This is a genomic window from Candidatus Kurthia intestinigallinarum (assembly GCF_003991225.1).
In the GTDB taxonomy this organism is placed as follows: Bacteria; Bacillota; Bacilli; order Bacillales_A; family Planococcaceae; genus Kurthia; species Kurthia populi.
The window spans coordinates 24579-40009 of record NZ_JTFC01000010.1; the positions used below are offsets into that span (position 1 = coordinate 24579).

General features: G+C 38.6%; 15 protein-coding genes. 6 read left to right on the plus strand and 9 right to left on the minus strand.

Annotated elements, in window-relative coordinates; translation table 11 throughout:
* Positions 1–237: 237 nt before the first annotated feature.
* Both QI30_RS03440 and QI30_RS03445 read left to right on the plus strand, forming a co-directional pair.
* Positions 238–585, plus strand: a complete 348-nt coding sequence (locus QI30_RS03440; protein WP_126989557.1) for a heme oxygenase — start codon at positions 238–240, stop codon at positions 583–585.
* A gap of 143 nt (positions 586–728) precedes the next feature.
* Positions 729–1889, plus strand: coding sequence for an acyl-CoA dehydrogenase family protein (locus QI30_RS03445; RefSeq protein ID WP_126989558.1), 1161 nt, complete (start codon positions 729–731; stop codon positions 1887–1889).
* A gap of 66 nt (positions 1890–1955) precedes the next feature.
* On the opposite strand, the gene QI30_RS03450 is transcribed toward QI30_RS03445, so the two are convergent.
* Positions 1956–2852 carry an NlpC/P60 family protein gene (locus QI30_RS03450; RefSeq protein ID WP_126989559.1) on the minus strand — a complete coding sequence of 299 codons (897 nt, stop codon included), beginning with the start codon at positions 2850–2852 and terminating at the stop codon, positions 1956–1958.
* Between the two features lie 224 nt (positions 2853–3076).
* Here QI30_RS03450 and QI30_RS03455 point away from each other — a divergent pair, with 224 nt between their 5' ends.
* On the plus strand, positions 3077–4276 hold the full coding sequence (locus QI30_RS03455; RefSeq protein ID WP_126989560.1) for a class I SAM-dependent rRNA methyltransferase: 1200 nt from the start codon (positions 3077–3079) through the stop codon (positions 4274–4276).
* Between the two features lie 123 nt (positions 4277–4399).
* Here the strand turns inward: QI30_RS03455 and QI30_RS03460 are convergent, their stop codons facing one another.
* On the minus strand, positions 4400–6229 hold the full coding sequence (locus tag QI30_RS03460) for a S8 family peptidase (RefSeq protein WP_158620951.1): 1830 nt from the start codon (positions 6227–6229) through the stop codon (positions 4400–4402).
* A gap of 236 nt (positions 6230–6465) precedes the next feature.
* On the opposite strand from QI30_RS03460, the gene QI30_RS03465 reads away from it, so the two are divergent.
* Positions 6466–6939 carry a hypothetical protein gene (locus QI30_RS03465; RefSeq protein ID WP_126989562.1) on the plus strand — a complete coding sequence of 158 codons (474 nt, stop codon included), beginning with the start codon at positions 6466–6468 and terminating at the stop codon, positions 6937–6939.
* 44 nt (positions 6940–6983) lie between these two features.
* On the opposite strand, the gene QI30_RS03470 is transcribed toward QI30_RS03465, so the two are convergent.
* On the minus strand, positions 6984–7601 hold the full coding sequence (locus QI30_RS03470; protein ID WP_126989563.1) for a PH domain-containing protein: 618 nt from the start codon (positions 7599–7601) through the stop codon (positions 6984–6986).
* A gap of 105 nt (positions 7602–7706) precedes the next feature.
* Between QI30_RS03470 and QI30_RS03475 the strand changes: the two genes are divergently transcribed.
* Both QI30_RS03475 and QI30_RS03480 read left to right on the plus strand, forming a co-directional pair.
* Positions 7707–8399, plus strand: coding sequence for a response regulator transcription factor (locus tag QI30_RS03475; protein WP_126989564.1), 693 nt, complete (start codon positions 7707–7709; stop codon positions 8397–8399).
* Between the two features lie 4 nt (positions 8400–8403).
* The gene (locus tag QI30_RS03480) at positions 8404–9816 is read left to right on the plus strand and encodes a sensor histidine kinase (protein ID WP_126989565.1); all 1413 of its coding nucleotides are present in this window, start codon (positions 8404–8406) and stop codon (positions 9814–9816) included.
* Positions 9817–9952: 136 nt separating this feature from the next.
* On the opposite strand, the gene QI30_RS03485 is transcribed toward QI30_RS03480, so the two are convergent.
* From QI30_RS03485 to QI30_RS03510, 6 genes are all read right to left on the minus strand, one after another.
* Positions 9953–10585: a DedA family protein gene (locus QI30_RS03485; RefSeq protein WP_199754631.1), complete on the minus strand. Its 633-nt coding sequence runs from the start codon at positions 10583–10585 to the stop codon at positions 9953–9955.
* A gap of 169 nt (positions 10586–10754) precedes the next feature.
* Positions 10755–11111 carry a YxeA family protein gene (locus tag QI30_RS03490; protein ID WP_126989566.1) on the minus strand — a complete coding sequence of 119 codons (357 nt, stop codon included), beginning with the start codon at positions 11109–11111 and terminating at the stop codon, positions 10755–10757.
* Between the two features lies 1 nt (position 11112).
* Positions 11113–13005 (minus strand): ABC transporter permease, encoded by a 1893-nt coding sequence (locus tag QI30_RS03495; RefSeq protein ID WP_126989567.1) that lies wholly within the window; start codon positions 13003–13005, stop codon positions 11113–11115.
* Positions 12992–13756 carry an ABC transporter ATP-binding protein gene (locus QI30_RS03500; protein WP_126989568.1) on the minus strand — a complete coding sequence of 255 codons (765 nt, stop codon included), beginning with the start codon at positions 13754–13756 and terminating at the stop codon, positions 12992–12994. The genes QI30_RS03495 and QI30_RS03500 overlap by 14 nt, the downstream gene beginning before the upstream one ends.
* A 133-nt stretch (positions 13757–13889) precedes the next feature.
* Positions 13890–15038, minus strand: coding sequence for a VanZ family protein (locus QI30_RS03505; protein WP_126989569.1), 1149 nt, complete (start codon positions 15036–15038; stop codon positions 13890–13892).
* Between the two features lie 63 nt (positions 15039–15101).
* The gene (locus tag QI30_RS03510) at positions 15102–15392 is read right to left on the minus strand and encodes a DUF6509 family protein (RefSeq protein WP_126989570.1); all 291 of its coding nucleotides are present in this window, start codon (positions 15390–15392) and stop codon (positions 15102–15104) included.
* Positions 15393–15431 lie beyond the last annotated feature (39 nt).

Below are 15431 nucleotides of genomic sequence, written 5' to 3' on the forward strand. Positions count from 1 at the left end.
CGCCTTGCTAGTATCGCTCATACTAGTACCGTGCATGGTTCTACATTATGTTGAAGGTCGTTCCCCAAATGACTTTATATTTTACACATAACGCACACCCAAAAGTAGAACTCTCCTTAATTGTAAAAAGCGCCATTCTTCCCCCAAAAAGAATGGCGCTTTTTCATTGCAACAATATCGAAAATAATATAGGATTTTTACTGTATAGTATATTTATAACTAAAGGAGTGGCAATTTATGTTTATCGTAACAAACCGCATTCAAGTTAAAAAAGGTTTTGCAGAAAAAATGGCGCCACGTTTCACAGCAAATGAAGGCTTAAAAGATTTTAAAGGATTCGTGAAAACAGAGGTAGCTGTTGCACGCGACTTTGAAGACTATGATGAAATGAGCGTTAATATGTTCTGGGAATCATTAGAAGACTTTAAAGTATGGCGTGAAAGTGATGCTTTCAAAGCTGCACACAAACGTCCAGAACCAAAAGAAGGCGAAGCAGCTCCAAAACATGGTGGCCCAGAAGCTGGTTCACCAATGCTAGGCAGCCAAATCGTTATTTCAGAAATCGTTTCTTCAACAGAAGCATAACATTATATAGAAAAGGAACTGCTTAGGTAGTTCCTTTTTTTATGTTCTTAATTAGCTGATGGATTTTTCTGACTATTATCTGTATGATGAAAGTATTCAATTTAATTCTTACTAACAAACTATGTTTTAAGGAGATGCTTTATATGGCTGCACTTAATGCTTTTATTAAAAATGACAATCAGCAAGCGATGATTACACAATTACATACACTAAAAAGAAACATCGAGGAACGCGGTGCAAAGGCCGATTTAGAAAATAGTTTCCCCGCTGAAAACTTCGAAGATTTATTAAACATTGGCTATAACAAAGTCACGCTACCAGCAGCATACGGTGGACTTGGCTTTGGTATTTACGATATGATTTTATTCCAAGAAACACTCGCAAGCTTTGATGCGGCAACGGCTTTATCGATCGGCTGGCATCTTGGTATTGTTGGTGATTTATATGATAAAAAACTGTGGGATGATGCGCATTTAGAAGATTTCGCAAAAAAAATCGTGAATGAGCGCGCTCTAACAAATCGTATTTTAAGCGAGGTCATTACAGGGAGCCCCACACGTGGTGGACGCCCTGGCACAAATGCGATATTTAGTGACGGGCAGTGGCATGTAAATGGCCATAAAAGTTTCGCATCTCTATCTTATGCAACGACACATTATATTACTTCTGCATGGATTCCTGAAAAAGAATCAATCGGCTTTTTCTTAATTCCACAACAAAGTAATGGGTTAACGATTAAAGAAACATGGGATATGATGGGCATGCGCGGTACAGCAAGCCATGATTTAATTTTTGATGATGTCGTCTTACCAGAAGATGCGCTCGTTGAACTGAACAATAAACCGCGCGGCGCAAAGGGAAATGGCTGGGCACTGCATATTCCAGCTGTTTATTTAGGCATTGCGCAAGCGGCTCGCGATCATGCGCTTGAATTTGCGCGTACGTATAAACCAAATAGCTTAGATTTCCCGATTGGTCAGCTCCCTCATATTCAGGAAAAAATTGGTCAGATGGAATTGAAGCTTACAACATCTCGCCATTTCTTATATGATGTGGCACAAAAATTTGAGGACCCGAAAACACATGACTATGCGGCAGGCCTGTTAGGTGCAGCGAAACATGTTGTTGTGAATAATGCACTTGATATTGTCGATATTGCGATGCGTATTGTTGGCGCTCAGAGCTTAAAGACAAGCAATCCACTTAATCGCTATTATCGCGATGTGCGTGCTGGACTTCATAATCCACCAATGGACGATATGACGATTACAAAATTAGCGACAGCGGCTTTAGAAGAAAACTAAAAAAAAGAAGACATCGCGAGTTTGCGCGATGCCTTCTTTTTTTTAAACTATATCTTATTTTTACAATTAACGGAATGTACCATAACCAACGATACGTTTATCCCAGTAACCATCATAAAGGTTTGAATATTTTACACTGTTTCCTGCCGCATGAAGTAGTTTATTATTCCCTGCGTAGATTGAAACATGTGATACACCGCCACCTGATGTGTTGAAGAATACTAAATCACCTTTTTTAAGCTGTGATTTTGAAATCTTTTTTGAAGCTGTGTATTGTGCTGCTGACGTGCGTGGAATCGTTTTGCCTAACACTTTTTTATACACATAGCTTGTGAAGCCAGAGCAGTCAAAGCCATTTGGAGTCGATCCACCCCATACATAAGGAACACCTAAGAACTGTGCACCGTATGATGTTAATTTATCATATGATGATGAGTTTGATGTTTGTGATACATATGATTTTAAATTTGATTTTGGTGTCCAGCCGTAGCCATTCACTTTTACCCAGCCAGCACCATTTACTGTGCGGTAATAAGAAGTAGTAATCTTTTTACCTGATGCAAGTGTACCTAAGCGTTTATTATGTCCACCTGCTAAGTTATAGTAGTTTTTCGCTTTTTTCGTTACGAATGTTTTCTTATATGTTGATGCACTAGAGACTGTTAAGCGTTTAATATTAGCTCCAACAATCCAGCCTCGTTTCCCACCATTGTAAGAAATTTTGTACCATGTTTTACCATTTACAGTACGTTTATGTGTAAGTTTAATTTTTTTACTCTTTGAAACTGTGCCGACTTTTTTAGATGCTGCGCGGTAGTAAACATTTTTCGTAGCTGTCGTCACATATGTACCTGACACCTTCGTTGCTTGTGATGTTGCTGCGCTTGCTTGCGTTAAATCGATGCTCGTGACTGTCCCTAAACCTACTGCTGCTGCCATTGTTGTTGCTAGAATTTTCTTCAAAGTTAATCTCCATATTCTTTAGTATATTTTTGATATTTAAAATGTTTTTTATTATTTTCTTATTATTAACTAATACTAATTCTAGGATAATAACCCTTGTCATACAACGACAGTATGTTTACAAATCAATTAAGAAATATGACACGAGAATACTTTTCTGTAACATCGCTTTATTATTTGAAACATGAGATAATAGAAGAAACTTAAAAATGAAGGATGACATTATGCGAGAAACTATTACATTAACGATTGACCCCGAGTACGCTGGAGATTTAAAGAAAGGCTATCCACTTGTTCTACGTAAAGCAGTAACAGATGCGGATATGGCCCGTTTAGAAGAAGGCGATATTATCGAAGTAGTCGACCACCACAAGCGCTTTATTGGTAAAGGCTATCACGGCAATCAAAATAAAGGAATTGGCTGGGTACTATCGACAAAAGAAGACCAAGAATTAGACCAAGCATTCTTTACAAAAAAAATTAACAAGGCACTTGCACTACGTAAAGACTTCTTCAACAATGACGATACAAATGCCTTCCGCGTTTTTAATGGCGAAGGCGATGGCATCGGTGGTTTAACAATTGACTACTTTGATGGCTATTACATGATGAGCTGGTATAGCGCAGGTATTTATTCATTCCGTGAATTTGTTATCGAAGCATTAACAGAGCTTACACAATTCCATGCATTATATGAGAAAAAACGTTTCGATACGAAAGGCATGTATATGGAACAAGATGATTTTGTAGCAGGTACACCTGGCGATTTCCCAATCATCATTAAAGAAAATGGCATCAACTACGCAGTCGATTTAAATGACGGTGCAATGACAGGTATTTTCTTAGACCAACGCGATGTACGTCGTACGATTCGTGATAAATATGCGGCTGGCACAAATATGTTAAATACATTCTCATACACAGGTGCTTTCTCTGTTGCAGCTGCAATCGGCGGCGCAAACAAAACAACAAGCGTAGACTTAGCTTCTCGTAGTCTAGGCAAAACAATCGAACAGTTTTCAATCAATGGTATCGATTTTGAAGAGCAAGATATTAAAGTAATGGACGTGTTCCACTACTTCAAATATGCAGCGCGCCATGAAATGAAATTCGATTTAGTTGTATTAGATCCACCAAGCTTCGCACGTACGAAAAAAATGACATTCTCTACCGCAAAAGACTATCCAAAATTATTAAAAGATGCGATTGCGATTACAGAGAAAAAAGGCTTCATCGTCGCTTCAACAAACAATGCAAGCTTTGGTATGAAGAAATTCAAATCATTCGTAGACCAAGCATTTAAAGACACAAATACTAAATATAAAATCGTTGAACAATTTGGCTTACCAAAAGATTTCCGTGCAACACGTGAATTCCCTGAGTTCAACTATTTAAAAGTTGTCTTCATTCAAAAACTTTCATAAGTTAAATACGAGGCCAATATAAACGAAAAAACACGTTCAAAGTATCATTTTTGAACGTGTTTTTTTAATAAAAATAAATAAATGCGCCTGCGCTGTTTCTAGAAGAATATTAAGGGATGTATTTTAAAGTTCAAAATAAATGATGATATGCTTATCAATCATTTTGTTTTTCGTCGTTTTTACGTTATTACGTTCGAGCACGAAGGCATAGCGCCCGGGCTTCGCATTCGCTGGTAGCTTTAAGCGAAGTATCTTACTATCAACTTTACTGACCTTATAGCCAGATACGGTTGCCCCGCTTCGTTTCAATCGATAGCTCGATGATTTAACCGATTTTAATGCCGTCGAAAATTTAATATCGCTATATCCCTTTGCAGGCATTTTATTCAAATTACTCACTTTCACAAACGATGCCGTCGTTTTATCCTTTGATAAAACAACGGCATGTTTTTTTGTAGCGGCAGTACGCATTTTTTTACGCTTCGACTGACTTAATTCATCGCTTAAACTATATAGCTTTGAATAATCATCGCGCATATCTGCTTTTGCTAAATTCGAAAATAAGGACTGCATCGATTTTTTATGACGATCAAGGTATTCTTTAGAAGCCGTCTTTTTTGCGGTACGCACAACAATGCCCTTTGCCTTTTTCGCTTTCTTGCCTGCCGTACTCACCGGTATCACTTCGATTTTATGCTTAGAATTCGTTTTAAGCTTCGTAATTCTATACGTCGTATTTGTTGTTGTTTTCACACGTTTCCCATCAACATATAGCTCATATTTAGCAATCGGCACCGTGACATTTTTCGGCATACTGTACTGAATACGCACCTCATTTTTTCCGATATAATCTGTCTTTAATGTACTAAGGGGTTGAGGTGCTTGTAATGTATACGAGATAAGTCCGTAGCCATATAGATTATCTCGCCCGGCACTCCCTAAATCCTCGGTATAATTACGTAAATAGCTACGAAGCTTTGCTGTCGACCATGTAGGATACTGCTGCTTGAGTGTTGCGATTCTCGCCGTGACATGTGGTACCGCAAAAGATGTACCACTATACAATTTATTTGTTAGGCTCGGTATTTTTTCACCTGGTGCAACAAATTCGAGTTCCTTACCCCCATTTGAAAAATCAGCATGTTCTTTTTCCTTATTAATTGCGCCTACTGCGATAACTTCCTTATAGGCTGCGGGATAATTAATGGGTTTTTTCGAATAGTCATTCCCAGCCGCAGCGACCATCGTGATGCCTGCTTTTTCAGCAGCTTGTACCGCATTATGTAGCAATTGATAATCCTTTTTTGTGCCAAGCGACATATTTAATACGTCTAAGTCATTATCAATCGCCCAATCAATACCTGCTAAAAAGTCAGATACAGAGGCTTCATTGTCATCATCAAAAATTTTAATACTATATAAATCCATATTCGGCGCAATGCCTGGTAAATATTCATTCGTTGAGGCTAAAATATTTGCGACCATCGTTCCGTGATTTCGAATATCTCGGTATGCATCACTATCAACGAGGGTGATACGATGTACTTTTTCTAAGCCTGATTGCCAGTTAACACCTGTATCGAGCATCCCTACTTTCATATTTCCCGCCGTTAAATCATGACTCCATGCATACGTAGTATTTAATAATGCTAAATTCCAAGGGATATCCTCACTAAGCGTGTTGAGCTCGATATCACGTGTTTCAACGAGCGCAATATGTGGATCTTTCTTCAATTGTTTCAGCTGTGTTGCTGTAAAATCACCTTCAACTGTCTTTAAGTTTTCATAATGATTCTCTATCCCTCTATGGTTCTGTTGAATGTTCGCTAATCCTGTTGCATCATTATATATCACAATGGCCGTCTGTTCCTTTGCGCTTGCTTGTGATGTCATAAAGAACACACTACAAACCGCTAAAAAACAAATGACACTCCATTGATAAAAGCTTTTCATATTCTCCACCATTTCATTTTAGTTGTTCTAACTATAACGTATTTCACCCCAATTGTTGAATGGTTCATTGTTCGCTCAAATTTTTATACGTTGAGATAGCTTAATTTTAGGTATTCTCAGCTAAAGACAAAACATGCTAAGCTAAATCTCAAATGTGCAATGTTTTGAAGTCTGTTCTATAATAGAAATTATTGCACTAACAACTGGGACATTTACATATGAGAAGGGATTTTACATTGAAGAACAAAAATTTCAAAATTCGTCTAAATGGTTGGTCGGCACTAGTCATTATTTTACTAGGGCTCGTATTATTTGTTGGCGCGATCGTATTCATTCCGTTATTCGTAATGTTCGGTCTCTACAACATTCTTGCAAAATTTGATTTTGCCCATATCGATTTATTCGAATCTTTTTGGCATGATATAACGTATTTTGGCGGATTTATTTTATTACTTGTAATTTTAGTATTTGCACTCGATTTTTTAACGTTATTTATTCTTGCAGCATTTAAGATTCAAATTACGACACTTGTGGATCTTTTAAGTATTATCGTACAAATGGTCATTTCAATTGGCCTTTTCCATCGGTTTGTTTTGCCCTACTTTGATCGCATTTCGATTGAATGGCCGGGTCTCATCATTTTATTTATCTTGCTTTATGGCATCATCGCCATCTTTAGTTACGAGAAAAAAACACCGATAGAATCATAAAAAAAGAAGGCACCGCGCTTTGGCACGATGCCTTCTTTTTTAGGTTATTGATTAATGTACAACTCAAACACATCGCCGTAGTCCACGCGTTTGTATTCCTTTTTATGCTCGACTAACCAGCTATTTGAAAAGCGTGTAATTTGCTCAAATGACTGCGAAGGCGTCACCGTACCCGCAGAGCTGTTACGCCCTACCGCAGAAGCCGCTAAATTTAAACTCTGCTGTGCGTATTCCATTTTAATCGTGTTATTATACATGATTGTTGAAATCTCATGTAATGCTTTATATAAATCTTTAATTTCTGTATCGAATTTTTTATGAATGTCGATCGACACCGGCACACCCGCTACGGTAAATTTAATTTCTACATCTAAATCAATTGTACCGGCTGTTTCAAGTGTCACATCTGTAAAGGTTGTTGTCTCATAGTCATAGCGACGAAGGGTACGCTTTTTACTCATCGCACTCGTACCATCAACGTGAATTAATGCTAGGTTTGTGAAGCAGTACTCATCGGATTTTGTTTTAATTAGAAAATAGATTTTTTCCTGTTTTTCATGTTTTACAAAATCATCTGATTCCGTTTTATCGAAATCCTCTCTTGGTACGACAATCCCAATATCTGATAAACCTAACGCATCTGAAGCCATTTTCTTAAACATCTAATTCCCCCATTCATGTTGTTATTATTCTTTACCCCGAAATCTATCAAAAGGTTTCATTTTTTTTGGCGCTTTCTCTATACTGAAGAAAAAGGTGGGATTACGATGACAGAGCATACGATTTTAATTGTTGATGATGAACCTGAAATTGCATCATTACTTGAACGTGTTTTACATAAAGAAGGCATGCCTCATACCGTCACAGCAAGCTCGGTAGCAGAGGGCTATACTCAATTTAAGCAGGCAGGTCCCTCTCTCATGCTGCTCGATATTATGTTACCAGACGGCGAAGGGTATGAGCTATGCAAAAAAGTACGCGAAGAATCCAATATTCCGATTTTATTCATGTCTGCAAAAGATGAGGAAGTTGATAAATTACTCGGACTTGCAATTGGCGGCGATGATTATATTACAAAGCCTTTTAGCCCAAAAGAGGTCGCTTACCGTGTGAAGGCACATCTACGCCGTCTCGGCTATCGTGAGCAAGAGCCACAAGTCATTCAGGTAGGGCCCTTCACGATGGATGCCGCTGAAACGAGTGTGACGAAAAATAATCGTGCACTCGATTTAACCGCTAAAGAAATGGGCTTGATGGCATTATTTATGCATCACCCAAATCAAATTTTAAGTAAGGAAACCTTATTTGAACGTGTGTGGGGTGAAAATTTTTTTGGCTCTGACAATACAATGATGGTCCATATTCGTCGTCTGCGTGAAAAAATCGAGGATGAGCCCTCAAAGCCACAGCATATTATTACTGTAAAAGGACTTGGCTATAAATTCGTACAAGGGAGCTGATACGATGCGCTGGAAAATTGCGAGTCGCTTTTTATTATCGACCATTATCATCGTCATTATCGTCCTTGTTGTAAATACGATTATTGGCATTAGTCTTATTTGGTATCAGGCCACACAAGAACAATTCAAAAATACACCAGAGCAATTTACGCGCCAGCTAGCGAATGAAATTTCTGGTAGCAATGAAACCATTTTTCTCTCACCAGCAGGGAAAAAACGTCTTGATGAACGAAACGCCTGGCTACAAGTACTTGATGATAATGGTAATGAAATTTATCGCTACCGGGTTGCCAAGGAATTTCCAAAGCATTACAGTCCAAATGCATTAATTAATAACTATAAAAACCGCATTGTCGCAGATACGACACTTTATATTAGTGAAACAAAAAAGGGGCAAAGCTATTTTGTTGGTATTAAAAATTCAAACGTTCAGCGTAGCGTTTTTACGTTTGATATTCAAACCGCCGCGCTCATAATTGGGCGTTACTTACTCATGTTTTTATTTGTCGATATTTTAATTGCACTCTTGATTGGCGTCTTTTTCGGTCAAAAGCTCACAAAACCACTGCATCAATTAATCGAGGGTATTAGTACTTTACGCAAACGTAACTTCACACAAATGCCAGTGAAAAGCAGTGTTTATAAGGAAGTTTTTGATAATATGAATGAGCTATCAAATACGCTAGATATGTATGAAAAAGCACAGCAGCAGCACGAGAAAATGCGTGATGAATGGATTAGTAATATTTCACATGACCTAAAAACGCCACTTGCATCCATTCAAGGTTATGCAGAGCTACTTGAATATGCCAATACACCTGAAGAGGTCGCTGAATACAGCCAGATTATTACGCAAAAATCGCATTATATGAAAGAGCTACTCGACGATTTGAATTTAACAATGAAGCTACGTAATAATGCCCTGCCGCTTCAATTAAAGGAAACGAATCTCGTACCCTTTAGTCGTGAAATCGTCATTGATGTATTAAATGATGAGGCATTTGTGGCGCGCTCACTTGACTATCAAGTAGCGGATGACGTGATTATGACAACGATTGACCAAAAGCTAATGAAACGCGCATTATTAAACTTTATTGATAATGCATTTATCCACAATGATAAAGCGGTCAATGTAACTGTTAGTGTTTCAAAAAGTTATCCACAGGAAATTTTAGACGATGAAAAGTTATCCACAATGCGTGCCTGCATAATGATTCAAGATACAGGTAAAGGCATCCCTGAAGATGAGCTGAATAATATTTTCGAACGCTATTACCGTGGTACGAATACGACAAATACACGTGGTACCGGACTTGGGACGGCGATTGCGCGTGATATTGTCGAGGCACATGGTGGTCGCGTTGTACTCCGCAGTGAACGAGGTAAAGGGACGACCATTTTTGTGTTACTTCCTTAAAAAATAGGCTGGGACAAAACATGTCATTTTTTTTAGCGTTCGCAACGAAAAACCGGAACCGCACCACAGCGCGATTCCGGTTTTTCTTATGCTCATAGGAGAGGTTTTTTTATACGTATGTCATAGCCTCTTTTTCTTAATTACGCTCTTTTACTTGAATTAAATTCGCATCTTTTTGACGTTTCTTTTGATACAATTTAATACCTGCATAAATCACAATGCCGATAACAATGACAATAATGACAGGCGTCATATATTCAGAGAATAATGCACTCGCCTCTTCCCAGTTTTCACCGAGCTTCATGCCTAAATAAATATAGAGCGCTGTAATTGGTAGCATCGCAGAAAACGTATAAATCGAAAATTTCCAAACACTCATTTTTGTCATGCCACACGGTACGGAAATCGCTGTACGCACGATTGGTAAAAAGCGCGCAAAGAATGCCACACCGGCACCGTATTTATCAAAGAAGCGGTCTGCTGCATCTACTTGTCGTTCATTAATTAAAAAATATTTGCCGTACTTCACAACGAGCGGGCGACCACCGTAGCGTCCAAGCGCATACAGTGTCAGCGGTCCAAGCGTCCCCCCGACTGTCCCTGCTAGTACCATGCCGATATAATTAAACTCGCCATTTGCGACCCAAAAGCCTGCAAGTGGTAGCACAATTTCTGCTGGAATAAATTCAAAGCATAATGCTAATAGCACGCCAAAATAGCCGAGACTTTTAAACATCATGATTAACGATAAAATCAACTCTTCAATCACTAGAATACTCCAATCTTATTTTGTCGTTTCTTCGATTTTTACATACATTCATTTAGCAATGCAACTATGAACAACAAAGCACATCATGTAAATTTGATTTTTGCCATAGCGCCGCCATATATTCCTATTAAATTTAAAAAAGAGGCTGCATTTTCGCAACCTCCTTCCATTACTTCAATTTAGCCTGTGCTTTTTCAGGAATTTCCTCAAACTTCACTTCATCATACGACGATACGCCATCTTTTTTCACATACATTTTTAAATACGCATCTTTGCGTAAATCTTTCTGTGCCATAAACTCAAGCTCACGTTCTTTGCCATCTTCATTGTAGGCTGGTAGTTTGTAATTATAATCCTTATACACTTTACCGTCTGAGGCACGAGATTCCGATACTTCCCCGTCCTGCGTAATTTGTAAATAGTAATGATCTGCATTCATACGATTAAAGTCAATTGTCATAAGTGCATAGAGCGCACCAAGGCAAACGACAAATAAAATCGCGATTGTTAGTAGAAATTTTTTCATATTATACACCCTCCGTTTGAATTGTTTGTTTTATCATTTTTGTATACGACCATACTGTTAATACATAGAATAACGCATAAATCATTGTGTACGCGAGCATCCACATGCATACTGGGATAATTAAATTCATACTTAGTAAACTCGAAAATGCCTTTAGTGCGACTGCACTGTGAAGGATACCGATAAGTAATGGTACGAAGAAAATCACAACATTTTGTCCTGCAATCGAGCGACGCATGGCCTTCATTGATACCCCCATTTTATGAAGCATCACATATTTTGCTTTGTCCTCTTCTGCCTCTGTCAACATTTTAAAGTAAATGATGCTGCCCGTTGCAGCGAGGAATACAAGCCCTAAGAAGCTACCGATAAATAGTAGCACCCCCATGCTTTCAACATTTGCCTGCATATCTGCCGGCTGACTGCTTAACTGTGCATCTTCTGGAAGTATTGTCGCCACTTTTTTCGCATCAGCCTTTGTCGCATCTGGGTCGATGACGACACGGAAATGTTGAAGTTTTGCTGATTTTTTTGCAGCAAATGTATCGTATACGTCATCAGACACAACCATTGTTGAGTACGCAAGCGCTGAGTTCAACAAATTATACGGTTTGTAATCGATGACTTTAAAATCTTCTTGCTTCGTTTGTAGCGTCATATTCGTATAGCTCGGTGAAAAACGTTCATCATATGCCGCATCAAGCGCATAAAGTTGATGCCCCTTCACATGAATTTCATCACGCTGTTGTACATTCGCTAAACGATTGTACTCACTTTCTGATAGTAATGTATACGCCATCTTCTCGTCGTTATACGTGAAGTTTTGTTCAATTGTTTCGACAACACGGTTATAATCCGTATCCCCAACGATACGATTGATTTTTTTCGTTGTCGCCTCGTCCTGCTCGACAAACATATACGTGTTTGGATCCATTTGTTTAACAGTCGATGAAATATTGTAATACAAGCCGAAGACCGCACCGCCCGCTGTAATCGTAGTTGCGCTTAAAATCGCAATGAGCGTAAGTGTCGTCGCATGTGCCTTCACACGATGTAATAGCTGTGAAATGGTTAGCACACGCAGATCGCGCCATAGCCATTTTTCGGATTTTTTCAGCCATTTTAACATCGTTCCTGTAAAGCTATGAAACAATAAATACGTTCCAATAATCGTTGCGAATAAAATAACCATTGGGGTTACTAAGAAGCCGAGCACCTGCCAAATTTTACTAGTCATATCTTGTAGCGCAAGGAAGTAACCAAGTCCAACTAAAAAGACGCCAATAGCTGCGATGACTGGATTGGGCTTTGTAACAGCCTCTCCTTTTGCAGAAGCATGGAATAGATCAATCAATTTAAATTGGTAAATGACGCGGTAGCCTTGCAGTGACGTCACAAGAAAAATAATCATAAAGATGATGACTGTATTCATTACTGCCTGCCATGAAAAGGCAAACGGTGCCGCGACATCATAGCCCATTAATCGAATTAAAATCGACAACAGTCCTTTTGATGCCAGAAAGCCGATAATGATACCCGCAAGCAATGATACAGCGCCAAGTAATAAGTTTTCAAAAAATAGCATAAAGCCGATTTGGCGTTTTCGAACACCGAGTAATGCATAGAGTGCCACTTCTTTTTTTCGCTTCTTCATAAAAAAGGCATTGCAGTAAAAAATGAAAATCGCGACAAAAAAGATTAATACGAACGCTGCGCCACTCATAAGTGAGCCGATTTTTTGTGAACTTTCAATTTCGCGTTCAATGGTGTCGCTATATTTCAATGTCACAAACGTGAAGTAAATAACAATCGAAAAAACCATCGATGCGATATAGAGAAAGTACTGCGAGAAGTTACGCGCAACATTCTTTTTAGCGATGCTAAATAACGTCATGCGCGCCACCTCCAAATGTTGCGACTGTGCTTAAAATCTCTTGGAAAAATTCTTTTCGTGGTTTCCCCGCCTTATGAAGTTCTGTTGATAACGCCCCGTCTTGAATAAATAAAATACGCTCACAAAAGCTAGCCGCAAAGGCATCATGTGTCACCATCATAATCGTTGATTGTTTTGCTTCATTTAGATGCTGCAGACTTTCGAGTAAATCGGTCGCTGATTTTGAATCCAGTGCGCCGGTTGGTTCATCCGCTAAAATCATCGAAGGCTCTGTCACAAGTGCACGTGCCGCTGCCGTACGTTGCTTCTGTCCACCTGAAATTTGCACGGGATATTTTTCGAGTAGATTTGCGATACCAAATAAATTCGCGATGTCCTGGACGCGCTGATTAATTTCACTCGCCTTCACTTTCGCTATAGCGAGTGGTAGTAAAATATTTTCTTTCACCGTCAGTGAATCAAGTAAGTTATAGTCCTGAAAAATAAAGCCGAGATGATCACGACGAAAATCCGCCAACTCATTTTCACTCATCGCATGTAAATTTAAATTATTCATAATAATCGAGCCCTCAGTTGGTGTATCAATCGTTGCTAATAAATTAAGCAGTGTTGATTTTCCTGCTCCACTTGGCCCCATAATACCAACAAATTCACCCTTGTCGATTGAAAATGTAACGTCGTTCAGCGCAGTAACTTCATTTTGTCCTTTACCAAACTTTTTTTGTATATGTGCTACATCTAATAATGTCATATGCCATCCCTCTTTCATCGTTGTTCATACCCTTACTATAAACGAGGCTCCTTACAGCTGGTTTATGCCAACCTTACAACAACCTTAATTCCACAAAAAAAGACGCCCCTTTTTGTGAGGAACGTCTTAATCATTATTTTTTACGTGTTGTATACAGATCTGCAGATTCGTCAAAGAAGAAGCGACGTTTTCCTTTACCAAATACGACAAGCATAATGTGGATAAAGAGTACAACCATTAAAATCGCCGTTAATACCGCAGAGCCGAATGCTAAAAAGACAGATGCTTTGTAGTAAGGTGAAGCCATCGTTACTTCGACATTATTTAATACACCTACTATCGCAAGCGTAAAGTACGCCATATAAAAAGCGGCATACCGTTTAATTAAACGTGAAATCGTCGTTTTCTTCGATAACTTACTATCGTAGCGGAAGCGCATAATGGCGGTACCAACTGTGCGACCATTCCAAAGAATTGGTACGACGCACATCCAAAGGAATGATACGACCGAGAACACGATAAACGATGTTACTTCATTTTGATTCGTGAAGTGTAAAATAATTTGACGAATAATATCTACTAAGAAAATATCAATCGCAATCGCAAGCAATACGGACATGGCTTTCACTTCATCGCGCTCTAATAAATATTTCGCACGCGCATCAATGCGTTCTTTTGATGGGAAAATCGCAAGAGCCGCTGGTGCTAAGAAGAAGCCTAAAATGCCGCCCATTGTATTTAACATTAAATCATCAACATCAAAAATACGGTATGCGCAGTTGTAAATACCATAAATGCCGGTAATTTGTGTTACTTCATAGAATAATGTCACGAAGAAAGCAATGATCGCCGCTTTCCACCATAATTTTTTATGCGTTAAGAAATAACGTAAGTAAACGCCAAGTGGCATTAATAAAATGAAGTTAAAGAATGCTTGATAAAATGCCGGTTGTTTAAAGACGAGCATATACGTTGCGGGCCGTTTAATATCAAACCAGCCCCCACTTAATGTATCCGCAATAAAACGGAATGGCATCAGCGAATAATGCTGGGTATTGGGATTTTGCATCGCACACGTATTGCGCGTGTCAGGCAGTGGTAGTAGTACTAAAAATAACGCTGATATCATATAAAAAACAAATGAAAATGATAATAACGTTTGGGATAATGAGAAAAAGCCGTGTTTGCGATACATATGTATCATCCAAGGAATCCATAATACGAAGCCTAATAACACAAAGGCAATCGAAGCAGAATAAAGCGGCTGCATATAAGCCGACATATTTATTCCCCCTTTCATTAAAAAAGAGGAGGCTTGACGATTGTCATAGCCCCTCCCTCGTGATTACTCTCCAGCTAGAATATGTTGCTTAACAAATGCCAACACTTCTGCTTCTTCATCGTCTTCTAAACCAAATTCAAGTACTTTTTGGTCTGATTTTTGAATGAAGAAATAATTTTCGATTTTAATGTCATCGTCATTTTTTGAAACGATAACACGTAGGTCGATGCCACCTTCAGTATAAAGTTCATCTTCTTCGTCTACTTCGATATCTAATAAAAATTCGAAGCGTTGACCTTCCAAAATGTTTGTTGGGTCTTTAATTTCTTCCATCATATATGCGAGAATGTTCATTCTTTAAGCTCCTTTAATACTAGTTCACTCTTTATGATA